General features: G+C 73.4%; 17 protein-coding genes and 1 tRNA gene. 9 read left to right on the top strand and 9 right to left on the bottom strand.

Annotated features, from left to right (window positions below; genetic code table 11):
• The 7 genes from ACZ607_RS00730 to ACZ607_RS00700 all read left to right on the top strand — a co-directional run bounded on the left by ACZ607_RS00730 (position 1) and on the right by ACZ607_RS00700 (position 12,132).
• Positions 1-1,350 (top strand): PP2C family serine/threonine-protein phosphatase, encoded by a 1,350-nt coding sequence (locus tag ACZ607_RS00730; protein WP_469730370.1) that lies wholly within the window; start codon positions 1-3, stop codon positions 1,348-1,350.
• A 166-nt stretch (positions 1,351-1,516) separates the two neighbouring features.
• Entirely contained in the window at positions 1,517-2,878 is a 1,362-nt protein-coding gene (locus tag ACZ607_RS00725; protein ID WP_469730368.1) for a vWA domain-containing protein, read from the top strand.
• A 112-nt stretch (positions 2,879-2,990) separates the two neighbouring features.
• Entirely contained in the window at positions 2,991-4,439 is a 1,449-nt protein-coding gene (locus tag ACZ607_RS00720) for an FHA domain-containing protein (protein ID WP_469730366.1), read from the top strand.
• Between the two features lie 72 nt (positions 4,440-4,511).
• Positions 4,512-4,916 (top strand): globin, encoded by a 405-nt coding sequence (locus tag ACZ607_RS00715; RefSeq protein WP_469730364.1) that lies wholly within the window; start codon positions 4,512-4,514, stop codon positions 4,914-4,916.
• Positions 4,917-5,076: 160 nt separating this feature from the next.
• The gene (locus ACZ607_RS00710) at positions 5,077-8,406 is read left to right on the top strand and encodes an FtsX-like permease family protein (RefSeq protein WP_469730362.1); all 3,330 of its coding nucleotides are present in this window, start codon (positions 5,077-5,079) and stop codon (positions 8,404-8,406) included.
• Between the two features lies 1 nt (position 8,407).
• Entirely contained in the window at positions 8,408-11,179 is a 2,772-nt protein-coding gene (locus ACZ607_RS00705; RefSeq protein WP_469730361.1) for an FtsX-like permease family protein, read from the top strand.
• A complete protein-coding gene (locus tag ACZ607_RS00700) occupies positions 11,176-12,132 on the top strand; it encodes an ABC transporter ATP-binding protein (protein ID WP_469730359.1) in 957 nt (318 codons plus the stop codon). The genes ACZ607_RS00705 and ACZ607_RS00700 overlap by 4 nt, the downstream gene beginning before the upstream one ends.
• Before the next feature lie 15 nt (positions 12,133-12,147).
• On the opposite strand, the gene ACZ607_RS00695 is transcribed toward ACZ607_RS00700, so the two are convergent.
• The 7 genes from ACZ607_RS00695 to ACZ607_RS00665 form a co-directional block, all read right to left on the bottom strand.
• Complete coding sequence (locus ACZ607_RS00695) at positions 12,148-12,846, bottom strand: DUF8010 domain-containing protein (protein ID WP_469730357.1); 699 nt, start codon at positions 12,844-12,846, stop codon at positions 12,148-12,150.
• Entirely contained in the window at positions 12,843-13,265 is a 423-nt protein-coding gene (locus ACZ607_RS00690) for an acyl-CoA thioesterase (RefSeq protein WP_469730356.1), read from the bottom strand. The genes ACZ607_RS00695 and ACZ607_RS00690 overlap by 4 nt, the downstream gene beginning before the upstream one ends.
• A 5-nt stretch (positions 13,266-13,270) precedes the next feature.
• Positions 13,271-14,935, bottom strand: a complete 1,665-nt coding sequence (gene ettA, locus ACZ607_RS00685; RefSeq protein ID WP_362669341.1) for an energy-dependent translational throttle protein EttA — start codon at positions 14,933-14,935, stop codon at positions 13,271-13,273.
• Positions 14,936-15,157: 222 nt separating this feature from the next.
• Positions 15,158-16,573, bottom strand: coding sequence for a Cys-Gln thioester bond-forming surface protein (locus ACZ607_RS00680; protein ID WP_469731812.1), 1,416 nt, complete (start codon positions 16,571-16,573; stop codon positions 15,158-15,160).
• Positions 16,574-16,817: 244 nt separating this feature from the next.
• Positions 16,818-17,243 (bottom strand): single-stranded DNA-binding protein, encoded by a 426-nt coding sequence (locus tag ACZ607_RS00675; RefSeq protein WP_469730354.1) that lies wholly within the window; start codon positions 17,241-17,243, stop codon positions 16,818-16,820.
• 95 nt (positions 17,244-17,338) lie between these two features.
• Positions 17,339-19,351 carry a YfjP family GTPase gene (locus ACZ607_RS00670; protein ID WP_469730352.1) on the bottom strand — a complete coding sequence of 671 codons (2,013 nt, stop codon included), beginning with the start codon at positions 19,349-19,351 and terminating at the stop codon, positions 17,339-17,341.
• Positions 19,348-20,991 (bottom strand): ATP-binding protein, encoded by a 1,644-nt coding sequence (locus ACZ607_RS00665; protein ID WP_469730350.1) that lies wholly within the window; start codon positions 20,989-20,991, stop codon positions 19,348-19,350. The genes ACZ607_RS00670 and ACZ607_RS00665 overlap by 4 nt, the downstream gene beginning before the upstream one ends.
• Before the next feature lie 318 nt (positions 20,992-21,309).
• Between ACZ607_RS00665 and ACZ607_RS00660 the strand changes: the two genes are divergently transcribed.
• Positions 21,310-21,382 (top strand) — tRNA-Arg (locus ACZ607_RS00660).
• A 228-nt stretch (positions 21,383-21,610) separates the two neighbouring features.
• Here the strand turns inward: ACZ607_RS00660 and ACZ607_RS00655 are convergent.
• A complete protein-coding gene (locus tag ACZ607_RS00655; protein WP_469730348.1) occupies positions 21,611-22,180 on the bottom strand; it encodes a hypothetical protein in 570 nt (189 codons plus the stop codon).
• A 251-nt stretch (positions 22,181-22,431) separates the two neighbouring features.
• Complete coding sequence (locus ACZ607_RS00650; protein ID WP_469730346.1) at positions 22,432-23,028, bottom strand: NADPH-dependent FMN reductase; 597 nt, start codon at positions 23,026-23,028, stop codon at positions 22,432-22,434.
• A gap of 112 nt (positions 23,029-23,140) precedes the next feature.
• Between ACZ607_RS00650 and ACZ607_RS00645 the strand changes: the two genes are divergently transcribed.
• Complete coding sequence (locus tag ACZ607_RS00645) at positions 23,141-23,980, top strand: helix-turn-helix domain-containing protein (RefSeq protein WP_469730344.1); 840 nt, start codon at positions 23,141-23,143, stop codon at positions 23,978-23,980.
• The last annotated feature ends 23 nt before the right edge of the window (positions 23,981-24,003 follow it).

Genomic DNA, 24,003 nt, shown 5'->3' with positions numbered 1-24,003 from the left:
ATGTCACAGAGCCACCAGCAGGCCTCCTTGCCGGGGTGCCCCAGCTGTGAGGAACCGCTGGAGTCGGGCGACCTGTTCTGCGGAGCGTGCGGGTACGACCTGTCGGCCGTGCCCGCGCCGCCGGACGACCGTCCGACGGTCGCCATCACGGTGCCCGCGCAGGGCACGGGAGCGGCCGCCGCCGGCGGTCCGGTGGAATGGCCCTCCGCCTCCGTGACGGACAGTGCCGACGTCCCGGCGCCGACGCACCGCCCGGCCGACCTGCCGGGGGTGGACTCGGGCGGCAAGCCCCTGCCCACCGCTGAGGGCACGGCGGTCCGCTACGACGAGCCGGACGCCCCCGACGCCGACGCCTCCGGCGATTTCGAACTGGCCGCGCCCGATCCGCGTACGGCGGAGCACGCCACCGCCGGGGCCGCGACGGCGGGCGCCAAGGTCTGTGTGGCCTGCCGCTCGGGCCGGGTGGACACCGACGGTTACTGCGAGAACTGCGGTCACGCCCAGCCCCGCGAGCGCGACCACATGGAGCAGGAGCTCGGTCCGGTGGCCGCGGTCAGCGACCGCGGGCTGCGCCACCACCGCAACGAGGACGCGTTCGCGGTGTCCACGGCGTCCCTGCCGGACGGTTCACCGGCCGTCGTCGCCATCGTCTGCGACGGGGTCTCCTCGGCGAGCCGCCCCGACGAGGCGTCGGCCGCCGCGGCGGGCGCCGCCAACGAGGCGCTGCTGGAGTCGCTGCCGCGCGGCACGCACCCGCAGCAGGCGATGCACGAGGCGATCATGGCCGCGTCGGAGGCCGTCAACGCGCTGGCCCAGGACCCGGGTCAGGCGCTGGAGCACGATCAGCACCGGCACCAGAACGCCCCGGCCTGCACCCTGGTCGGCGCGATCATGGCGGGCGGCCTGCTGGTCGTCGGCTGGGTCGGCGACAGCCGCGTCTACTGGGTCCCCGAGGACCGCTCCCACGCGTCCGCCCGGCTCACGGAGGACGACTCCTGGGCCGCGCAGATGGTGGCGGCCGGCCTGATGAACGAGGCGGAGGCGTACGCCGACGAGCGCGCCCACGCGATCACGGGCTGGCTCGGCGCCGACGCGTACGAACTGGAGCCGCACACCGCGTCCTTCAAGCCCGACCGGTCCGGCCTGGTGGTGGTCTGCACCGACGGCCTGTGGAACTACGCGGAGGGGGCCGACGAGATGGCGGCGGCCGTACCGTCCGACGCGTACGAACGGCCGTTGCACGGGGCCCAGGTGCTGGTCGGTCACGCGCTCGACGGCGGGGGCCACGACAACGTAACAGTGGCGCTGCTGCCGTTCACCGTGACGGCCCCAGGGGCAGGATCGGCCTGAGTCACACCCGGGACGCCGCCGCCCGGGCGGCGTTCCGCCCTGCCCTGTCCGCCTGCCCTGTCCGCACTTTCCGCGCTCCGTGCCGGTGTTCCGCGCCCCCAACTCCGTCCGTACAGCCGTTCTCCGTCTTCGTCTGACCTACGTGGAGCCTCAAGGAGCCGCTCAGATGGCCAACTTCTCCAAGTCCAGCGTGCCGCAGTTCTCGGTCGAGGTGTACCAGAACGAATTCCTGCCCGAGGGCGGCCGCGAGGTCAACGCGATCGTCACCGTCACGTCCACGGGCGGGGGGACGACCGGCGGGGTGCCGCTGGCCGGCGGGGCCCCGGTCTCCGCGCGCCCTCCGGGGCAGGCGCCGGACGCCGCCGTGGTCCTCATGGTCGACTGCTCGGGCTCGATGGACTACCCGCCGACGAAGATGCGCAACGCGCGCGACGCGACGGCGGCGGCCATCGACACCCTGCGGGACGGCACCCGGTTCGCCGTGGTCGCGGGGACGCATGTGGCCAAGGACGTGTACCCGGGCAACGGGCAGCTGGCGACGGCCGATCCGGCGACCAAGGCCCAGGCGAAGGAGGCCCTGCGCCGGCTGAGCGCGGGCGGCGGCACCGCGATCGGGACGTGGCTGCGGCTGGCCGACCGGCTGCTCGGGGCCGCCGACGTCGACATCCGGCACGGCATCCTCCTGACCGACGGGCGCAACGAGCACGAGTCCCCGGAGGATCTGCGGGCCGCGCTGGACTCCTGTGCGGGCCGGTTCACCTGTGACGCGAGAGGCGTCGGCACCGACTGGGAGGTGAAAGAGGTCACAGCGATCGCCTCGGCCCTGCTCGGGACGGCGGACATCGTCGCCGATCCGGCGGGCCTCGCCGCGGACTTCACACGGATGATGGAGAACGCGATGGGCAAGGAGGTCGCGGACGTGGTCCTGCGGCTCTGGACGCCCGTCGGTGTGGACATCGTGTTCGTCAAGCAGGTCGCTCCGACGGTCGCCGACCTGACCGGCCGCCGCACCGGGGCGGGACCGCGCGCCGGCGACTATCCGACCGGCTCCTGGGGCGACGAATCCCGGGACTACCACGTCTGCGTAAGGGTTCCGGAGGCCGGGATCGGCCAGGAGATGCTGGCGGCCCGGGTCTCGCTGATCCTGCCGCCCCCGTCCGGCGGGGGCGCCCCGCAGACCCTCTCCCAGGGGCTCGTACGGGCCGTGTGGACCGACGACATGGCCGCGTCCACGTCGATCAATCCCCAGGTGGCGCACTACACAGGACAGGCGGAACTGGCACAAGTCATCCAGCAGGGGCTTGATGCGCGTAAATCGGGAGACTTCGACGGCGCGACGGCCAAACTGGGCCGTGCGGTGCAGCTCGCGTCGGTCTCCGGAAACGCGGATACTGCGAAACTGCTTTCGAAGGTGGTCGACGTCGTCGACGCGGCGACCGGTACTGTGCGACTGAAAGCGAGGGTCGCTGAAGCGGACGAGATGACACTCGAAACGCGCTCGACCAAGACGGTTCGCGTCAAGAAATAGCGACGCGAGCGACAGGAACGCAGCCGTACGGAGGGCCGCCCCGGCCGACCGGACGCTGCACCGACCAGCATGGCGGCCTCCGGGCCGGACGAGGAGAGGGGGAAGCGCCGACATGCCGACCTGCCCGAACGGACACCAGTCGGGTTCCGAGGACTGGTGCGAGGTCTGCGGACACCGCATGGCCGGGACGGGCGCGCCCGCGGGCGCGGTCCCGCCGCCGCCTCCCCCGCCGCCCGCGCCCGGTTACGGATATCCGGGGCCCGGCTCCGGGGAGCCGACCGCACAGGCCGAGCTCTGCCCACAGTGCCGCACCCCGCGTGAGGCGATGGCGCCGTTCTGCGAGGAGTGCCGCTGGAACTTCCTCACGAACACGGCGACCTCGTACACCCCGCTGGCTCCGCAGGGCGGTGCGAGCGGCCCGGCTCCCGGGCTGAGTCTGCCGCCCGGCTTCCAGGCACAGCAGGGACCGCCGCCGCAGCAGCAGCGGGACCCGTTCGAGTACCAGGGCTCCCGGCCCTCGCAGATGAACCGTCCGGCCGAGCCGCTCTCGCCGGAGCAGGGCAGCCGTCCGGGTCCGCCGCCCCCGCCGTCGTTCCAGCAGGGGCCGCCGCCTCCGCCGGCGTTCCAGCAGCAGTCGCCGTCCCCGTTCGAGTCACAGGGACAGCAGGGACAGCAGGGGCAGCAGGGGCCGCACGGTCCTGGCACCCAGGGTCCCGGCCCGCAGGGTCCGCCGTCCCCGTTCGAGCCGCAGGGCCGTCCGGGCCAGGGCCAGCAGGTCCCCGGCCAGCAGGGTCCGGGCCCGCAGGGTCCCGGCGGCCCCCAGGGTCCCGGCGGCCCCCAGGGTCCCGGCGGACCTCAGGGTCCCGGGCAGGGTGGCCCGCCGTCGCCGTTCGAGCCGCAGCGGCAGGGGCCGCCTCCCCCGCCGTCGTTCCAGCAGCAGTCCGCGCCGCCGGCGCCCCCGCGCCCGCAGGCCCCGGGCCCCGGTGCCGACGACGACTGGATGCTGCCGCCGCCCTCGCAGCAGCAGCAGCCTCCGCAGGCCTTCCAGCAGGGCCCGCAGGCGCCCCAGGCACCGCAAGCTCCGCAGGCACCGCAGCCTCCGCAGCAGCAGTTCCCCGGTCAGGGCCCCGCCCAGGGCGGACGGGACCAGGGGCCGGGCAGCTGGACGGCCGTCATCGGCCCGGACCGTGACTACTTCCTGGCGATGATGCAGCGCAGCGGGCCCGAGGCGACGGGGCTCAACCTGCCCGCGTACTCCCCGGAGCAGCACCTTCCGCTCACCGGCAACCAGATCACCATCGGCCGCCGCCGGCACAGCACCGGCGAGTCCCCCGACATCGATCTCGCCGTGCCGCCGGAGGACCCGGGCGTCTCGCACCAGCACGCGGTGCTGGTGCAGCAGCCGGACGGCACCTGGGCGGTCGTCGACCAGAACTCCACCAACGGCACCACGCTCAACGGTGCCGAGGACCCGATCCAGCCCTATGTCCCCGTCCCGCTCCAGGACGGCGACCAGGTGCACGTGGGCGCCTGGACGACGATCACGGTCCGCCGCGACTGACCCGCACACCCCGGCCGGGGCGGGAGTCCTAGGACTCCTGACCTCGGCCGGTGCGTCTGCGACGATGGACGGGTGACAGAGATTCCGCGCGACACGCTTCAGGAGCAGACCTTCTACGAGCAGGTCGGCGGCGAGGAGACCTTCCGGCGCCTGGTCCACCGCTTCTACCAGGGCGTCGCGGACGACCCGCTGCTCCGGCCGATGTACCCGGAGGCGGATCTGGGCCCCGCCGAGGAGCGGTTCGCCCTGTTCCTCATGCAGTACTGGGGCGGACCGCGCACCTACAGCGACCAGCGGGGACATCCCCGGCTGCGGATGCGGCACGCCCCGTTCCAGGTGGACCGGGCGGCGCACGACGCCTGGCTCGGGCACATGCGGACCGCCCTCGACGAGCTCGGCCTTCCGCCCGAGCAGGAGCGGCAGTTGTGGGACTACCTCACCTACGCGGCCGCCTCGATGATCAACACCGCGGGCTGAGCCCTGGCCGCGCCCATGTGCGGAATGCGGTGCTCCGCTGCCGCATAACGGTCACGATCCCATCAAGGTGCACCCACAAGCGGTTTCCAGGAGCCTGTGCACTCTGAAAGCATCCGGTACACGTCGGGGGGCGTGCGGCTGCTGAGGTTCGGGGGATCAGGTGACGGGGTTCGTCCTTCTGCGGGTGCGCGCGCACCGGCTCCTCCTCGCCGCCGCGGTCCTGGCCGTCCTGCTCACCACCTGTGTGCTGGCCGCGCTCACCGCCTTCTCGGGCTCCATGGGCGACGCCGCGCTGCGCCACACGCTCACCCACCGCTCGGCCGCGCAGGCGTCCCTGTTCGTCTCCGCCGATGTGGACCGCGAGCAGCGGGACGAGGCCGACGCCGCCGTACGCCGGGCGGCCGGTGAGACGTTCGACGGGCTGCCGGTGACCGTACGGAAGCTGGAGAGCTCCGGGGCGTACGCGCTGCCGCCCGGCCCCCATGCGTCCGCCGCCCAGCGAGACGAGCCCGATCTGACGCATCTCGCCTCGCTCGACCGCAGCCGGGTCCGTCTCACCGCCGGGCGCATGCCGGTCGCCGGGGCCGGGAGCGCCGGGGAACGGGTGCAGGTCGCTCTGCCGCGCGCCGCCGCCGAGGCGCTGGAGCTGAAGCCGGGCTCCCGCCTCACCCTCACCGACCGGCTGGCGGAGACACCTCTGCCGGTCGAGATCACCGGCCTGTACGAGGTGTCCGACCTGGAGGACCCGTACTGGCAGCTGGACCCGCTGGCCGGGCGCGGCGCCCGCAAGGTCGTCTTCACCACGTACGGCCCGCTGCTGGCCGATCCCGCGGTGCTCGCCTCCGGCCGGGTCAGCGCCGGGCCGGTGTCCTGGCTGGCCGCCGCCGACTTCCGGGCGGTGACGACCGGCCGGACCGAGGCGCTGCGCCGGGCGTCGACGGACGGGCCGAAGGCGCTGTCCGCCTCCCCTCTCTTCGAGGACGGGGCGACGGTGCGGACCGCGCTGCCGACCGTCGTCGGCCAGATCGAGCGGGCGCTGCTGGTGTCCCGCTCCACCATCATGATCGTCGCGGTGCAGCTGGTCCTGCTCGCCGGGTACGCCCTGCTGCTGGTGGCCAGGCTGCTGAGCAGCGAGCGCGGCGGTGAGACCGAACTGCTGCGCGCCCGGGGCGGATCCCGGGGCCGGATCGCCTCGCTGGCCGCGGTCGAGGCGCTGCTGCTCGCGGTGCCCGCCGCCGTCGTGGCACCGCTGCTCGCCGGTCCGCTGACCCGGCTGCTGGCCGCCCGGAGCGAGCTGGGCCGCATCGGGCTGCGGCTCGACGGGGGCGCGGACGGCACGGTCTGGCTGGTGGCGGGCGCCGTCGCGCTGGTGTGCGCGCTGGCCGTGGTCGCGCCGGCGCTCGCGGAGGGCGCGGGAGGCCGCCGGGGCGCCCGTTCGGCGGCGCTGCCCACCCCGGTGCGCGCGGGCGCCGACATCGGGCTGCTGCTGATCGCCGGGGTGGCGTACTGGCAGCTGGACCGGCAGACCGGGGCGTCCGGCAGCGGCGCGCTCAGCGGTGACCGGTCGGGTGAGCTGGGCATCGATCCGCTGCTGGTCGCCGCCCCCGCGCTGGCGCTGCTCGCGGGCACCGTCCTGACCCTGCGTCTGCTGCCGCCCGCCGCCCGCCTCGCCGAGCGCCGTGCGGCGGGAGGCCGGGGGCTGTCCGCCGCTCTGGCGGGCTGGCAGTTCAGCCGCCGGCCGCTGCGGGGCGCGGGGCCGGTGCTGCTGCTGGTGCTGTCGGTGGCGATGGGCATGCTGGCCATCGGTCAGAGCGCGTCCTGGGACCGTTCGCAGAGCGACCAGGCGGACTTCAGGTCGGGTGCCTCCGTGCGCATGGTGGGCACGCTCTCGGGCGACCCGTCGAAGGCCGCCCCGTACACGGATCTGCCGGGTGTCCGGGAGGCCGCCCCCGCGTTCCGTACGACCGCCGAGCTCTCCGGCGGCCGGACGGCGGAGGTGCTCGCCCTGGACACCGCGCACGCGGACGAGGGGATGCTGATGCGGGAGGACCTCTCCGGGGTGTCCTCCGGCGAACTGTTCGACGCGATCGCCCCGCCGAAAACGGCACGGGCCGGGGTGGTCCTGCCGAAGGGCGGCGAACGGGCGGAGTTCGATGTCCGGATCCGTGACACCTCGGCGTCCGGCGGGAGATCACCGTCCGGTTCGACGGTGCTGGTCAGCGTGCTGCTGGAGGACCGTTACGGCCTCGGGTACCGGATCGGGGCCGGCCGGGTCCCCGTCGACGGCGGTGCGCACGCCCTGTCCTTCCCGGTGTCCGCCCCCGGTGAGCTGGCGGTGACCGGCTTCGAGGTGGACGGCGATGTGCCGCCCGCCCGCTCCGAGAAGCGTCTGGTCTCCGTGACGGGGCTCCGGTCCATCGCCGGGGACGGGAGCGAGCGGCGGGCGACTGCCGACGGCGTCCGCTGGCAGGCCGCGGCGACCGTGTCCGACGGGGGCGAGAGCCGCCCGGGCGGGGAGGTCCAGGAGGTGACCGGCTCGGGTGCCGCCCCGTCCTTCCGGTACGACAGCGGAGCGCTCCCGCCGGACGACTCGTTCTGGGGCGGCGGCGCCTCGGTCGGCACCCTCCGGATCACCGCCGCCCGGCCCGCCGCCCCCGCGCTGAAGGCGGTGGCCACCGACGCGTATCTGACGTACGCGGGGGCGGAGCCGGGGCAGGAGATCGACCTCACGCTGGCGGGCAACACCGTCCGGGTGAAGCTGGTGAAGTCGGTGCGGCAGCTCCCGACGACCGGCCCCGGCGCGGCCACGGGCTCGCCCGAGGGGGTCACGGGGGACTCGTCCACGAAGCCGGGCGGCGGTCTGCTGCTGGACCTGAGGGCGGTGTCGGAGGTGCTCGCCCACCGGACGGGCGCCACCCTCGCGCCGACCGAGTGGTGGCTGAGCGCCGCGCCCGGCGACGGCCCGAAGGCGGCGGCGGAGCTGCGCAAGCTGCCGGGCACCGACCCGGCGCAGGTGCGGGTGCGTGACGAGGTGGCGCGGGAGCTGGCGGACGATCCGCTGGGGGCGGGGCCGCAGTCCGCGCTGCTGGCCGTCGCCGTGGTGGCCGCCGCGCTCGCCGCGGTCGGGTTCGCCGTCGGTCTGGTGGGCTCGCAGCGGGAGCGGGCCGCCGAGTTCGCCGTGCTGCGTGCGCTGGGCGCGCCCCGCCGGCGGCTGGCCCGGACGGCGGCAGCCGAACAGGGCGTCCTGATCGCCCTGGCCCTGCTGATCGGGCTCGCCCTCGGGGCGGTGCTCACCCGGGCCGTCGTACCGCTCGTCGTGCTGACCGGACAGGCCACCAGGCCGGTGCCGGACGTGCTGGTGCTGCTGCCGGGCGGACAGGTCGCGGTCCTGCTCGCCTCGGTCGCCGCACTGCCGCTCCTGATCGTCGCCGCGATCACACTGCGCCGCGCCGACCCCGCGGTGTCGCTGCGCCACCAGGGGGACAACTGACATGAACGCCGCCAAGATCCCGGCCGCCTGCGCCCCCTGGGTGCGTACGCGGCTGCGCACCGCCCCCGGAATCCCGGCCGCCCTCGCGGTCCTGGTGTTCCTGACGGCGTTCCTCGCCGCCGCCTTCCCGCGTTCCGTGGACGCGTACGAGACGAAGGCGCTGCGCCACGACGTCGGGACGGCGGCGCCCGGGCTGAGCGTGCTCGACGTGGCCACGCCGCCGCCCTCGCTCGCGGTGCCGCGCCCGAAGCGCGAACAGGTCCTGCGGGAGGAGGCGCTGGCCGGGGTCGACCGGGCGCTGGTGAAGGCGCTCCCCGATCCCGTACGGGCCGATGTGCCGCGCTCCTCCTACGGGGTGCACACCACGAAGCCGATCGTCGCGGAGGAGCCCTGGCTGCCCCGCCCCGACGCGCTGCCCCCGAGGCTGCACTACGCCGTTCCGTCGGCGCTCGACGCGCACAGCAGGCTCACCGCGGGCCGCTGGCCCACCACGCACGGCGAGGTGACGGCCGGCACCCGCGAGGTGGAGGCGGCCGTCACCGAGGAGACCGCGGCGGAGCTGAGGATGAAGCCGGGCTCGACGGTCACGGTGCCCACCCAGAGCGGGAAGCAGGTGACCGTGCGCATCACGGGCCTGGTCGTCCCGCTGCATCCGGAGAGCGGCTACTGGGCGGTCGACCCCCTCTACCGCGCCCCCTCCCTGACACCCGAGCCGGGCTCCCGGCCCCCCGTCTCCTACTGGACGGCGACGCTTCTCCTGGCCTCCGACAGCGGGCCGGCGCTGCTGGACACGACGGGCGAGCCCGAGCTGTACTGGCACCTCGCCCCGGACGCCTCCGGCCTGACCGCGGCCGACATCCCGGGGCTCCGGGACGCCGTCGCCTCGCTGGAGAACGGCCCCGAGCTGCTGAAGCTGCGCGCCATCGTCGGACCGAACGCGACGCTGACCACGGACCTGGACGCGATCCTCGACTCCTACACGGCGATACGTACGGCCATCGGCCCCGTGGTCACCGTCGCCGCCGTGGGGATCGGCGCGGTGGCGGCCGTCGTCCTGCTGATGACGGGCGGGCTGATCGGTGCCCGCCGCCACCACGAGCTGGCCCTGCTGCGTTCGCGCGGCGGCTCGCTGCGGGGCATCGGCGGGCGGTTGCTGGCCGAGACGGCGGTGGCCGTCGTGCCCGCGGCGGCGCTCGGACTGCTGCTGGCCGTCTTGCTCATCGACGAGGCCCGGTTCCTGCCGGCCCTGGTGGGCGCCGCCGCCGTCGGGGCGCTCGTCTGCCTGGTGCTGCCGCTCCGTACGGCCCTGGGCCACCGCAGGCCGCTGCTGCACGGCGCCCGCGAGGACATGGTGGACACCAGGCCGTCCCGGCGCCGTACGGTGGCCGAACTGACCCTGCTGGTCCTGGCGGTGGGCGCGGTCGCGGCGCTGCGCCGCCGTGGCACGTCGACGGGCTCGGACGCGGACCTGCTGGTCAGCGCCGCACCGGTGCTGGTGGGGCTGATCGCCGCGCTCGTCCTCGTACGCCTGTATCCACTGCCGCTGCGGCTGGCGGCCCGGCCGGTGGCGCGGCTGCGCGGGGCGGTCGGCTTCCTGTCGCTGGCCCGCGCGGGACGGGCCTCGTCGAGCGGCACGCTGCCCCTGCTGGCCCTGCTGATCGCGCTGACCACGGCGGCGTTCGGCGGCTCGGTGCTCGCGGGGGTCGCGGACGCCCGCGACGGGGCGGCGCTGCGGGCCGTCGGCGCGGACGCCCGGATCAGCGCGGAGGGCGGGCCCTCCCCGCTCTCCGAGGGCTTCGTGCGCCAGGTGCGGGCGGTGGACGGCGTCGAGGACGTCACCGGCGTACACATCGAGTACAGGACCCCGCTCGCGGCCGAGAAGGACGTCAGGTCGGACACCAAGCGCGCGACCCTGATGGGCGTCGACCCCGGGTCCTACGCCCGGCTGGCACGCGTCACCGGGCTGCCGGCCTTCCCGGCCGCCGCGATCGAGGACCGGCCGGGCCAGGACGCGGCGCTGCCCGCGATCGTCTCCCCCGCGCTCGGTGAGCGGCTCGGCGGCGGGGCGCACACCGTACGGTCGCAGACGGGCGACATCCGGGTGCGGGTCGCCGGGGTGCTCGCACGGACCTCGGCGGTGAGCGACTCGGAGTTCCTGATCGTCGACGCGAAGCGGCTCTCCCGGCCGGACCCGACGACGCTGCTGGTGACCGGCTCCTCGCTCGACGGCCGGCAGTTGCTGGCCGCCGCGCGCGAGGCGGGATTGCGGTCCGAGGTGCGGCTGCGGTCGGCGGAGCGCGAGCGGTTCGTGGACACCCCGATGCAGTCGGGCGCCGAACGGATCTACGGGGCGGCCGTCGTGGCGGGCGCCGGATACGCGCTGCTCGCCGTGCTCCTCTCCCTGCTGCAGACGGCCCCGGAGCGCGCCACGCTCCTGGCCAGGCTGCGCACCATGGGGCTCACGACACGGCAGGGGCGGCGGCTGCTGGCGTCCGAGGCGATGCCCCAGGCGCTGCTCGCCGCGCTCGGCGGGCTCCTCGTCGGCTGGGCGACCATCGCCCTGCTGGCACCGGGCGTCGATCTGGGCGCGCTGGCACTGGCCGGTGGCGACCCCTCGACGCAGTACACCGCTTCGCTGCGGGCCGACCTCCCGTCCCTGGTGCTCCCCGCGGCCGGGGTGGTCGTCCTCGCCGCCGCCGTGGCCGGGGTCCAGGCGTGGTGGGCGAGCCGTCGCGGATCGATCAAGGAACTCAGGGCAGGAGACACCCGGTGACATCGTCGACAGAGACCACCCTGGCGGAACTGGAACAGCGGGCAGCGGCCCGCCGCGACCGGCCCTCGTACGGGCATGACGCCCTGATCGCCTGCGACCGGCTGGTGCGCATCTTCTCCACGGACGGCGTGGAGGTGCAGGCGCTCCAGGGCCTCGACCTGCTGGTCGCCGAGGGCGAGTTGATGGCGCTGGTCGGCGCCTCGGGCAGCGGGAAGTCGACGCTGATGAACATCCTGGCGGGCCTGGACGTGCCGACGGCCGGGTCGGCGAAGGTGGCGGGCTGCGACCTGCTGGCGATGGGGCAGAAGGAGCGGCTGCGCTACCGCCGGGACGTCGTCGGCTTCGTCTGGCAGCAGACCTCCCGCAATCTGCTGTCGTACCTCACCGCCGTACAGAACATCACGCTCCCCATGCAGCTGCGCGGTGGCAGCCGCAACCGTGAACGGGCCGCCCGCGCCGAGTCGTTGCTGGAGATGCTGGACGTCGCGGACTGCCGTGACCGGCGCCCCGCCCAGATGTCCGGCGGGCAGCAGCAGCGGGTGGCGATCGCGGTGGCCCTGGCCAACAACCCGTCGGTGCTGCTGGCCGACGAACCGACCGGCGAGCTGGACTCGGCGACCGGCGAGCAGGTGTTCGCCGCGTTCCGCCGCGCCAACGAGGAGCTCGGCACGACGATCGTGATCGTCACCCACGACCAGGCGGTGGCGAGCGAGGTGCGCCGCACGGTCGCGATCCGCGACGGCCGTACGTCCTCCGAGGTGCTGCGCACCACCGAGGTGGACGAGGCGACGGGACAGGAGTCCCAGGTGGCCCGGGAGTACGCGATGCTCGACCGGGCCGGCCGGCTGCAACTGCCGGCCGACTACACGGAGGCGCTGGGGATGGAGCACCGGGTGATGCTGGAGCTGGAGCAGGACCACATCGGGGTGTGGCCGGACGCGCCGAAGGAGTAGCTTCTCCCGCCCCGGTCAGGCCGTCCCGACCGTCACGGCGAGCGTGCCGAGTCCGCCGGCGCCCTCGCCGCGCAGGGCGATCGAGCCGAACGGGGTACGCAGCCGCAGCCAGGCACCCGCGGTGAGCAGCGCGACGGGGAAGTCGGGAGCGGGGCGCAGGAAGCCGAGGGACTGGGCGGCGTGGACGGCGCGCAGCGGGAGCTCGGTGTCCCCGACCGTCCGGGACCAGATGTCGCGGCCGATCAGGTCGCGCTCCGCCCGCGTACGCCGCTCCTCGGGCAACGCCGCGTCACGGGCCCGGAATTCGGCCACGGCGTCGGCGAGCCGGTCACGCAGATCGACGGGGTCCGGCAGCCCGGGGCGCTCCTGCCAGCCGCCGCGCGGCGGCAGCATCCCGGCCCACGGCGGCCCGGTGACGGGCGCCGGGAGGGCGCTGACACCGGCCGCCTCGTCGGCCCCGTCCGTGTCGAGTGCTTCCAGGAGCTCACCGGCGGAGACCGTGACGTCGAAGTCGTGGACGCCGGAGAGCCGGACCGTGCGCACGGCGAGCACCTCGAACGACGGTGGCCGGCCGAAGACGGCCAGCGCGCCGCCGCCCGCCTGGAGGCGGACGGCGGCGGCCCGGTCGTAGTGCAGCAGCCGGCCGAGGAAGGCGGCGAGATCCGCCGCCTCCCTCGCGTCGGCGAACCGCGGCGACCGCACGGGCACTGTCATGCGACGGCGGGCTCCTGGTCGAGGTACTCCTGGAGGAAGAGCTTCTCCTCGGCGGTGATCCGCCGGGGCCGCTCCGCCACCAGGTCGTAGGGCACGACGACCGTCGAGGCCCGTACGTACACCTGCTCGGGGTCCTTGATCTCGTAGGCGATCGTCAGCGACGCCGCGGTGATCTTCGTGACCCAGGACTCGATGGTCACCGGCGCGTGCCGGTGCACCAGCGGGCGCACGTAGTCGATCTCGTGCCGGGCCACGACGGACCCGCCCGCGAAGGACGGCGAGCCGTCCCCCGGCGCCAGCCGGAACATGAAGTCGATGCGCGCCTCCTCCAGGTAGCGGAGGAAGACCACGTTGTTCACGTGGCCGAAGGCATCCATGTCCGACCAGCGCAGCGGGCAGCTGTAGATGTGACGGGCCAAGTCGATCAGCCTCGCGTGAGCTTCTTGTAGGTGGCGCGGTGCGGGCGGGCCGCGTCCGCACCGAGACGCTCGATCTTGTTCTTCTCGTACGACTCGAAGTTGCCCTCGAACCAGTACCACTTGGAGTCGCCCTCGTACGCCAGGATGTGCGTGGCGACGCGGTCCAGGAACCAGCGGTCGTGGGAGATGACCACCGCGGCACCCGGGAACTCCAGCAGCGCGTTCTCCAGCGAGGACAGGGTCTCGACGTCGAGGTCGTTGGTGGGCTCGTCGAGGAGCAGCAGATTGCCGCCCTCCTTGAGCGTCAGCGCCAGGTTGAGGCGGTTGCGCTCACCACCGGAGAGGACGCCGGCCGGCTTCTGCTGGTCCGGGCCCTTGAAGCCGAACGCGGAGACGTACGCCCGCGAAGGCATCTCGACCTGGCCGACGTTGATGTAGTCCAGCTCGTCCGACACGACGGCCCAGAGGGTCTTCTTCGGGTCGATGTTCGCGCGGGACTGGTCGACGTAGGAGATCTTGACCGTGTCGCCGATCTTGACCGAGCCGCTGTCCGGCGTCTCCAGGCCCTGGATCATCTTGAACAGCGTGGTCTTGCCCGCGCCGTTCGGACCGATGACGCCGACGATGCCGTTGCGGGGCAGCGTGAACGACAGGTCGTCGATGAGGACCTTGTCGCCGAAGGCCTTGGAGAGGTGCTCGACCTCGACGACGATGGAACCGAGCCGCGGGCCCGGCGGGATCTGGATCTCCTCGAAGTCCAGCTTCCGCATCTTGTCGGCCTCGGCCGCCATCTCCTCGTAACGGGCGAGACGGGCCTTGGACTTGGTCTGCCGGCCCTTGGCGTTGGACCGCACCCACTCCAGCTCTTCCTTGAGCCGCTTCTGACGCTTCTCGTCCTTGCGGCCCTCGACCTTGAGGCGGGCCGCCTTCTTGTCGAGGTAGGTGGAGTAGTTGCCCTCGTAGGGGATCGCGCGGCCGCGGTCGAGCTCGAGGATCCACTCGGCGACGTTGTTCAGGAAGTACCGGTCGTGGGTGACCGCGACGACGGCGCCCGCGTACTTCGAGAGGTGCTGCTCCAGCCAGTTCACCGACTCGGCGTCCAGGTGGTTGGTGGGCTCGTCGAGGAGGAGCAGGTCCGGGGCCTCGATGAGCAGCTTGCAGAGCGCCACCCGGCGCTTCTCGCCACCGGAGAGGTTGGTGACGGGCCAGTCGCCGGGCGGGCAGCCCAGGGCGTCCATGGCCTGCTCCAGCTGGGCGTCCAGGTCCCACGCGTTGGCGTGGTCCAGGTCCTCCTGGAGCTTGCCCATCTCCTCCATCAGCGCGTCGGAGTAGTCGGTCGCCATGAGCTCGGCGACCTCGTTGAAGCGCTTGAGCTTGCCCATGATCTCGGCGGCGCCGTCCTGGACGTTCTCCAGGACCGTCTTCGACTCGTCGAGCTTCGGCTCCTGCATGAGGATGCCGACGCTGAACCCGGGCGACAGGAAGGCGTCGCCGTTGGACGGCTGCTCCAGGCCCGCCATGATCTTCAGCACCGTGGACTTACCGGCGCCGTTGGGCCCCACGACACCGATCTTCGCGCCGGGCAGGAAGTTCAGGGTGACGTCGTCGAGAATCACCTTGTCGCCGTGCGCCTTGCGCGCCTTGCGCATGGTGTAGATGAACTCAGCCAAGAGAAACCGTCCGGCAGCAATAGAGGTGTGGGCAGATACACCCATCTTGCCTGACGTCGGTACCCGGACGGAAACCAGTACCGGTCCCCGGTACGGGCCGGGCACGTCCGGCAGGGGCCCGGGGACGGTCCCGGGACGCGAGGAGCCCGGTACGGAGGTCCGTACCGGGCTCTTCACCGGCGCATTCCCGCCGCGCCTGTGCTCAGTCACTCACCTGCTGGGTCACTCACCGCCGGTCTGCGGCTTCTTCCGGCGGAGCAGGAAGACCGCGCCGCCGCCGAGGACGACGAGGGCGATCGCGACGCCCGCGATGATCGGGGTGGCGCTGGATCCGCCGGTCTCGGCGAGGTCGCCCTCCGGAGCGGGGGAGCTCGTGGCGGGCGTGGGCTCGGAACCGGTCTGGGTGGTGACGTCGTCACCCGGGGCGGGGGTGCCGGCGGTCTCGCAGTCCAGGACGCCCTTGAAGTTCTTGCTGAAGCCGTCGGGGCCGGTGATCGTGAAGTCGTAGGCCTCGTCCTCGCCGACCGGGACGGTCACCGTACGGGTCTCACCGGCGGGGACGGTGTGCTCGGTACCGGCGAGCTCGAAGGTGAAGTCCTCGTCGCCCGTGTTGCTCGCGGTGATGTCCACGCCGCCCTTGGCGCAGTTCTTCTCCGCGGTCACCGCGGGAACGGCGCCCTTCTCGGCCCAGGTGGCGGTGGCCGTCGCGGAGACGGTGGACTCGCTGGAGCCGGCGAGGATCATCGTCTGGCTCTTGATCAGCCCGGCGAAGACCCGGCCCACGGGCACGGAGGTCGAAGCCTGGACGGAGAACGAGGAGGAGCCGTTGGCGGCGTCCTGGGGGACGGAGAAGTACAGGTCGGTGCCGTCGGCGGCCTCGGTGACGGGCTTGCCGGCCTTGTCGGTGACCTGGACCCCGCTGGCGGCGGCGTCGGCGGGCGGAGCCACCGCGACCTCACCGGCGTCGGTGTGGACGGTGACCGGACCCAGCTTCTCACCGGCCTTGCCGGAGACCGCGGCCGGAGACAGCGCCACGGACGCCTTGGGCTCCGCCACGTTCTCGGCGTTCGCCTCCAGCCAGTCGGCGAGCTTCTCGGCGTTCGCGTCCTTGGCCGTCACGTCGGCCTTGTCCGAGAAGCGCCAGATGGCGACCTGGGTGCCGGCGGCGGCGGTCTTCTCGTCGAGCTGGCCGGTACCGGCCTGCTCGGCGAGCGCCGCGAAGTCGTTGACCTGCGGGTAGGAGTGCTGCAGGATCCAGCGCACCTTGCCGGCGTCCTGGTTGGTGCCGAGCGAAGACTGGTCCCAGGGGGTCTCCAGGTACTTCGCGCCGTCCTTGGTGGGCGTGTGGAAGTCGATGCAGTACGTCTGGATCGTGCCGCCGCCGTCGACCTTCATCTCGAACAGGCCGGCGGGCAGCTCCTGGGGCTTCTCGCCCTTACCGGTGTTGAGCTGGGCGGTGCCGTAGGTCTTCAGACCGTCCAGTACGGCGACCGCCCCACCCTGGTGCTGCCCCGTCTCGTCCGTCGGCGCGGCCGTGGCGGCCGTCGCCCCGACGAGGGTGCCCGCCGCGACCAGCCCGGTGACCAGCGTCGCGGCCGCCGCCTTGATGAGGCCACGGCCCTTGCCCCGGCTCCCCATGGAGCCCTCCGTCGCCGCCGTCGACGACGACGTGGATGCTGAAGACACAGAAAACACAGAATTCCCCTCCGGGCGAGACCTTCACGCTTGGGGCGCGTGTGGGAGGTGTCTCGCCAGCAAACTCAAGTGCCGCATGAGTACGGGGGAATCGTATGGAGCGAGCGAAGGGGAATCCCCCGTCATGCCATCAGATAAGCATTCCGACTCGTAATCGTTATCGCCTCGTTCGGCGCGCCCCCCTTCTTCAGGACAGCGATGCCATGTCCGTGGCCGGTTTCTGACGATGCGTAGGCACCGTGAGCGCGGGGTCGCCCCTGACCACCCTCCGGAACGCCGCCGTTCCCCTGGTCAGGTCATGTCCCACCGCCACGGCGTCGATGTCGACGGAGCTCTTCCACGCCCCGTCGCGCTCCTCCTCACGCACCTTCAGACGGCCGTGCACGAGGAGCGGCTCGCCGACCGACACCGAGCCGGACAGATTCGCCGCGAGGGTCCGCCGCGCCCACACCGTGTAGAAACTGGTGTGCCCGTCGGTCCAGATCTGCTGCTCCCGGTCCCACCGCCGGGGCGTGACCGCCAAACGGAATCGCGCCGTCGACCCGGTCGCCGTCTCCCTGAAGTCCACCGCGGTCGCGGCGTTTCCGACCAAGGTCACCATGGTCTCGTTCATTTCCCTGCCCCCGATTCCTGCCCGATCGGTACGTCTGTCCGATCCGCTGCACACCATGCTGGACGGAAACCGGGAATCCCGCCGGGGCCTGTGGATTACCCGCCGGTTGTGGACAACTCCGTCACCGCCACATACCGCTCCCGCACCTCGCGGTAGCGCGCCAGCTCCGCAGCCACGGGGTCGAGGACTCTGGCCCTGCCGCACCCGGCGGCGGCCTCACGGAGCCGCCGTTCCGCCTCCTGCCCGTACCGGCGCGCGGGTCCCCGTGCCGCGGCCGCGCAGGACCACTCGACGAGCGGCCCTCCGACCACGCCGGCCAGCATGAGCAGGGCCGGTGTGAGCAGGCCGGGTTCGAGTACGCCGATGATCTGGCCGAGCAGCCACAGCCCGCCGAAGATCTGGAGCAGCGTCATCGAGGCCTGCGCGAGCACCGCCGCGGGCCACCACGCCGGGCGCGGCGGCCTGGACCCCCGACCGCCCTGGGCGCCGCCGACGGGCGCTCCGGTCCTGCCCGGGGAGTCCGATCCGCGTCGGCCGGAACCCGTCGCCGCGCCTCCACCCGGACCCTTCACATCCGGACCCCGGGCATCCTCTCCGTCCGATCCCCGTGCGCCCCGGCCCTTGTCCCCGGAACCGGCCTGGACGGATCCCGTGTCCCCGTTGCTCCCGCGCCCCCGGCCCCCGGCGCCCGCCTGTGCGTTCCGCGACAGCTCGTCCAGCGCCTCGGGAAGCCCCTTCGCCCCGTTCACGGCCGTCTCACGCACCGCCTGCGCCCAGGGCGCGGGAAGCCCGTCCACCGCGTCGTCCGCCAGCTTCCGCACGGCCTGTTCCACCCGCTGCCGGGCGGTGAGCTCCTCCTCCGGCGGCGCGAGGACCTGCGCCATCAGGTCGAGGCCGCCCAGTTGCCGGGTGGACTCGTACCAGCGCCACAGCCGCAGCCAGGGCGTCCCGCAGGCCCGCCCGGCGTTCCTGCGCCACTCGCGCTCCGCCGCCTGCCCGGCCGCCGCCGCGCCGACGGCCTCCGCGAGCCGGTCCGTGAACTGCTCGCGGGCCCGCTCGCCGAGCCCCGGCCGTCCCTCGGCGACGTACACCGGACGGAGCCGCGCGGCGGCCGCGTCCACGTCGGCGGAGAGCCGGCGCGCCGCCGCCGTACGGTCCTGGACGAACCGGCCGAGCACCTCGCGCAGATCGCCGACCCCGGCGCCGGTGAGCGCGGACAGGGACATGACGGTGGCGCCGGGCTCACCGTGCTCCCCCACCGCCATGCCGTCCTCGTCGAGCAGCCGGCGCAGGTCGTCCAGGACCAGGTCGGCGGCCTCGCCGGAGAGCCGGTCGATCTGGTTGAGCACGACGAAGGAGATCTCGGCGTGCCCGGCGAGCGGCCGCAGATAGCGCTCGTGCAGGGCCGCGTCGGCGTACTTCTCCGGGTCGACCACCCAGATCACGGCGTCGACCAGCGCCAGCACCCGGTCCACCTGTTCGCGGTGGCCGGTCGCCGCCGAGTCGTGGTCGGGCAGGTCCACCAGGACGAGCCCCTGCAGGGCCTCGTCGACGGCCGTGCCGCCCTGCACCGGCCTGCGGCGGAGGCGGCCGGGGATGGCCAGCCGGTCGAGCAGTCCCGCGGCGCCGTCGGTCCAGCTGCAGGCGATCGGGGCCGAGGTCGTCGGCCTGCGCAGCCCGGTGTCGGAGATCTGGACGCCCGCGAGCGCGTTGAAGAGGGTGGACTTCCCGCTGCCGGTGGCGCCCGCGATGGCGACGACCGTGTGCCGCGAGGAGAGCCGCTGCCGCGCCGACGCCTCGTCGAGCACCCGGCCGGCCTCGGCGAGGGTGTCCCCGTCGAGCCGGGCGCGGGAGAGCCCGACCAGTTCACGCAGCGCGTCCAGCCGCGGCCGCAGGGGGCTGCCGGGCAGTCCGTACGCCTCGACCTGGGGCCCCGGTTCGTCGTCCCGGGGGGTCCGTCCGGCCTCCGCGTTCTCCTGCGCGGCCTCGGCGGCGCGGCGGGCGATGAGCCCGTCGTCCCAGCGCCGTCCGTCGTCCCCCGGGGCGTCCCCGGCGCCTTCGGGGTCTCCCTGCCCGTGGTCCCGGCCCTGGTCAGTGACGGCAGTCATCGCTGCCACCTCTCCTTCTGCAGTACGGACAGCGCGGCGATGAGTTCGGCCTGCGGCTCGGGGGCGACGTCGAGCGCGTCCAGCGGGGCGAGCCGCCGGTCGCGTTCGCCGTTCAGGACCCGGTCCAGGCAGTCGGTGAGCAGTGCCCCGCCCTTGTCGCGGAGGCGCAGCGCCCCCTGGGCGCCGATCCGTTCGGCGAGCTGCTCCCCGGCGCCCCTGGCGCGGCGCCCCCCGAGGAGGGCGGCGGCCAGCAGCGCCGCGACCGTCTCGGCGTCGGGTGCGGCACTGCGTTCGAGCAGCCTGGCCTCCTCCTCGGCCAGCTCCTCCAGGACGCGCCTCCAGCGGCGTACGGCCATGCCGATGCGGCCCTGGATGTCCTCGGCGGGGCCCCACCCGCCGGCCTCCCGGCCCGCGTCCTCGAACCGGAAGTTCCCGGCGGCGGGGTCACGCTGCCAGGTCGTACGGATCTGCTCGTCGGAAGCCTCGACGGCGCACTGGAGCAGGGTCGCGAGGCTCTCCACCAGTGCGTCCAGCAGTTCGCCCGCGGTGCTGTAGAGCGGATAGCCGCGCCACCGGGTGCGGGCTCCCCCGGCGAGCACCGCGCCGTCCCGGAGCCGCCGCCGTACGCGGGCCAGCTCCTTCCCGTACGCCTCCTCGACCACGCCGGTCAGCCGCACGGCCGCGGCGTACTGCGCGGCGACGGCCCCGGCGAGTTCGGGCATCCGTACGTTGAGCGAGTCGATGACCCCGGACGCCGTACGTCCCACGGCCTGCTGACGGGCCGCCGGGTCGTGCGCCCGGTGGGTGAGCCAGGCCCGCAGGGGTGCGACCGCGGTGGTGGGCAGGAGTCCGCTGCCGCCGCCCGCGGACTCGGGCAGCTCCGGGATGGTGAACCTGGGCACGTCGCCCAGGCCGGCCCGGGTGAGCAGGGCGGCGTACTGCCGGGACACCTCGGCGATCACCTGGTGGGGCACCCGGTCCAGGACGGTGACCAGGGAGGCGTCGTACTCCTTGGCGGTGCGCAGCAGATGCCACGGCACGGCGTCCGCGTACCGGGACGCGGTGGTCACCATGACCCATACGTCGGCGGCGCAGATGAGTTCGGCGGCCAGGACCCGGTTGCGTACGACGAGGGAGTCGATGTCGGGGGCGTCCAGGAGCGCGAGTCCCCGGGGCAGGGTCGCCGCGGTCTCCACGCGGAGGACGGTGTCGTCACGGTCCCCGTCGCCGCCGAGGTGGTCGAGCCCGTCCGGGTCGGGGACCTGACCCGGCGGCAGCCACACCCGGGTCAGCTGCGGCAGCACCCGCACCCCGGCGAACCAGTGGTGGTCGTCCGGGTGGCAGACGAGCACGGGGGTCCGCGTCGTCGGGCGCAGCACACCGGCCTCGCTGACCCGGCACCCCACCAGGGAGTTGACCAGCGTCGACTTGCCCGCGCCGGTGGAACCCCCGATCACCGCGAGCAGCGGCGCCTCGGGATCCTTGAGCCGGGGTACGAGGTAGTCGTCGAGCTGGGCGAGCAGTTCGGTCCGCGTCTGCCGGGCGCGCGGGGCGCCCGGCAGCGGAAGTGGAAGACGCACGGCAGCGACACGGTCGCGCAGGGCGGAAAGTGCGTCGATGAGCTGGGGCCGTACATCCATGGTTACCACATGTGAAGAATGCCCAATTTTGACGCCTTTTTGAAGCGTATAGGCCTCTCTGCGCGGCGGATCCACCCCCGGGGACAGAGGGGACGAGTGGGGCGCAGGCATAACGAGTGCACAACACCCGGGGCGTGAGGCGCCAAAAGCGGTGCATGAATCGCACCTACCTGCGATTATCGGTTCGCTTCACCGAACCTCCACATCGTGCCACGCAGGTGAAGCAACCGGGACGAGGCGATCTGAGCCCTATCCTTGTCCCCGCAAGGTCACGGATGGCTTGAACCAGCGCCTTCCGGGGCACCAGGCCGACACCCGGCCCCCGTAGCTCAGTGGATAGAGCAGGCGCCTTCTAAGCGCTTGGCCGCAGGTTCGAGTCCTGCCGGGGGCGCACAGTTCGCACAGCGTGAGGCCCTCCCTCGGGAGGGCCCTTTTTTGCGGGTCACCGCACCGTAACGAGGACGGCGTAGCGAACGCGTAAGCGCCGGGCCGCCCTCGATCGGCTGCGAGGGCGGTCCGGCGCGGTCCTGCTTCCGGGTGCCGGGGAGGGGCGGCTCGCGGTGTGATCCGTTCGCTGCCGGTGACCCCGGGGTTTCTTGTCGCTGGGACGATCAGCGAGTCACTTCTGCACCGGCGGGCAGGTGCCCGTGTCCTCGCCGATGGAGTTGATCTCGGCGTTCGAGCGGGAGTCGTCCGCGTAGTTGATCTGGTCCGTGCACTTGGTGTCCGGGTCCTTCGGCGTACCCGACCCCTCGCCGGCCTTCTGCACCGGCGGGCACGTGCCCGTGTCCTCACCGATCGAGTTGATCTCGGCGTTCGACCGCGAGTCGTCCGCGTAGTCGACCTGATCCGTGCACTTGGTGCCCGGGTCCTTCGGCGTACCCGACCCCTCGCCGGCCTTCTGCACCGGCGGACACGTGCCCGTGTCCTCACCGATCGAGTTGATCTCGGCGTTCGACCGCGAGTCGTCCGCGTAGTCGACCTGATCCGTGCACTTCGCACCGGACGCGGCGGGCGTGTCGGACGACTTGCCCTCCACCGCGTCGGACTGCGGGGTGTTCGTGGTCGTCACCGACGAGCTGCTCGCGGCGGAGGACGCGGTGTCGCCGCCGTCGTTGCCGCACGCCGTGAGCGCCAGGCCGAGAGCCACCGCGGTCATGGTCAGTACCGAGATCTTCCGAGTGCGCATGCTGGTCTTCCTCCGTGTGGGGGGCGGGCGAACGGGCTGGGCGATCGTTCGCCGGTGTGGCTTTCTGCTTCCCCAGACGGCCGGCGTGGTTGCCCGAGTTGCTTCTTGATCGTCTTCAAGACACGTTCGTGACATGGCGGTCGCCGCCTCGTGAAGTCGCGTCCGCGTCGGGCATCGGCGCAGGTGAGCGCCCGCCCCGTCCCGGTCGTGAGGGGGAGGGACCGGCGCCGCCCGGCCGTCACCGGGTTTCGTCACGCGGGATACGGGTCCGCCTCGCGCGCCGTCCGGAGGGCGCGCGCCCACCAGGCCAGTTGCTCCAGCAGCGTCTTGGCGTACCCGGGGGCCTCGGGGTCGAGGGGGCGGCCGTCCTCCCACGCCGTGTAGTAGTTCGGGAAGGCGAGACCGTCGCGGATCGTCACGGCGTGCAGCTCGGTCAGTACGTTCTCCAGGTGCAGCACCGCGTGCCGGCCGCCCGCCGCCCCGCCGTAACTGACGAAGGCGACGGGCTTGGCGGTCCACTGGGTGAAGTGCCAGTCGATGGCGGCCTTCAGCGACGCGGGATAGCTGTGGTTGTACTCCGGCGAGACCAGGACGAACGCGTCGGCGCCCTCCAGGGCGGACGTGAGCGCCGCCATCCCGGCCGGGCGGGGATAGTCGTCCCCGGCGTACTTCGGTGACGCCGCCGGAAGCTCCAACGGGATGTCGATACCGGCCAGATCGACGACGTCCACGTCGAACGTGCCGTGAGCGGCCGCCTGTTCGGCGACCCATGAGGCCACGACCGGGCCGAATCGTCCCTCGCGGACGCTTCCGACGAGGATGACCAGCTTGTGCCTGTTGTTGTCCATGCCCCTCACGATCAGACCGCGCCGCGGCCGCAGCCAGACCGTGCTCAGGCTGGCCCCCACAGGGCCACCCTCGGCCCTCCGCGATCCGCCCGGCCCGCCCTATCCTCGACGCATGGGAACGCCGTTGGGGGATTTCATCCGGGCCAAGCGGGACAGCATCCAGCCGCAGACGCTGGGCCTGCCGGACCACGGGCGCCGCAGGGCGCCGGGGCTGCGGCGCTCGGACCTCGCGGGGCGGGCCGGTATCAGCGTGGAGTACCTGACCCGCCTGGAGCAGGGCCGGGACCGCAACCCCTCGGTCGCGGTGGTGAACGCGGTCGCGGACGCGCTCAGCCTCAGCGCCTCCGAGCGCGAGCACCTGCGCTACCTCTCGAAGATCACCGGCGGCGAGTGCACCGCCCACGCCCGGCCCGCAGCGCCGCTCCGCGAGGTGCGCCCACCGGTCCTGGAGACGCTCCGCCTCCTCGAACCGGGCCTCGCCATGGTCACCAACCGGCTGGGCGACATCCTGGCGCACACCAGCGCGTACGGGTCGGTGGCCGGCGGGACCGGGCTGCTCGACACCGACACCCCGAACCTCACCCGCTACGTCTTCACCGACCCCCGCGCCCGGGCGTTCTTCGCCGACTGGGACGCCGTCGCGGACGAGCAGGCCTTCGACCTGTGGCTCGCACCGTCCGTCGAGAACTCCGAGTGGCTCACCGCGGAACTCGCCCCCGTCGCGGGCCCCGACTTCACCCGCCGCCTGAACGGCCATGTGGTCCCGCGACGCGGGATCCTGCGCCTCAACCACCCGTCCGGGGCCGAACTCCGGCTGCTCCGCGAGACGCTCGACCTGCCCGCGGACGCCCAGCAACTGGTCGTCTTCCTCCCCGCCGACGAGGAGACGTCGCAGGAGGTGGCCAGGCTGCGCACATCGCCACCGCAGGGCCGGCTCCGGGCCATCTCGTAACAGCGGTCACGGGAAGCCTCCTC

This window comes from Streptomyces sp. NPDC104381, from assembly GCF_055583745.1.
This window is presented reverse-complemented; position numbering and strand designations above follow the sequence as displayed.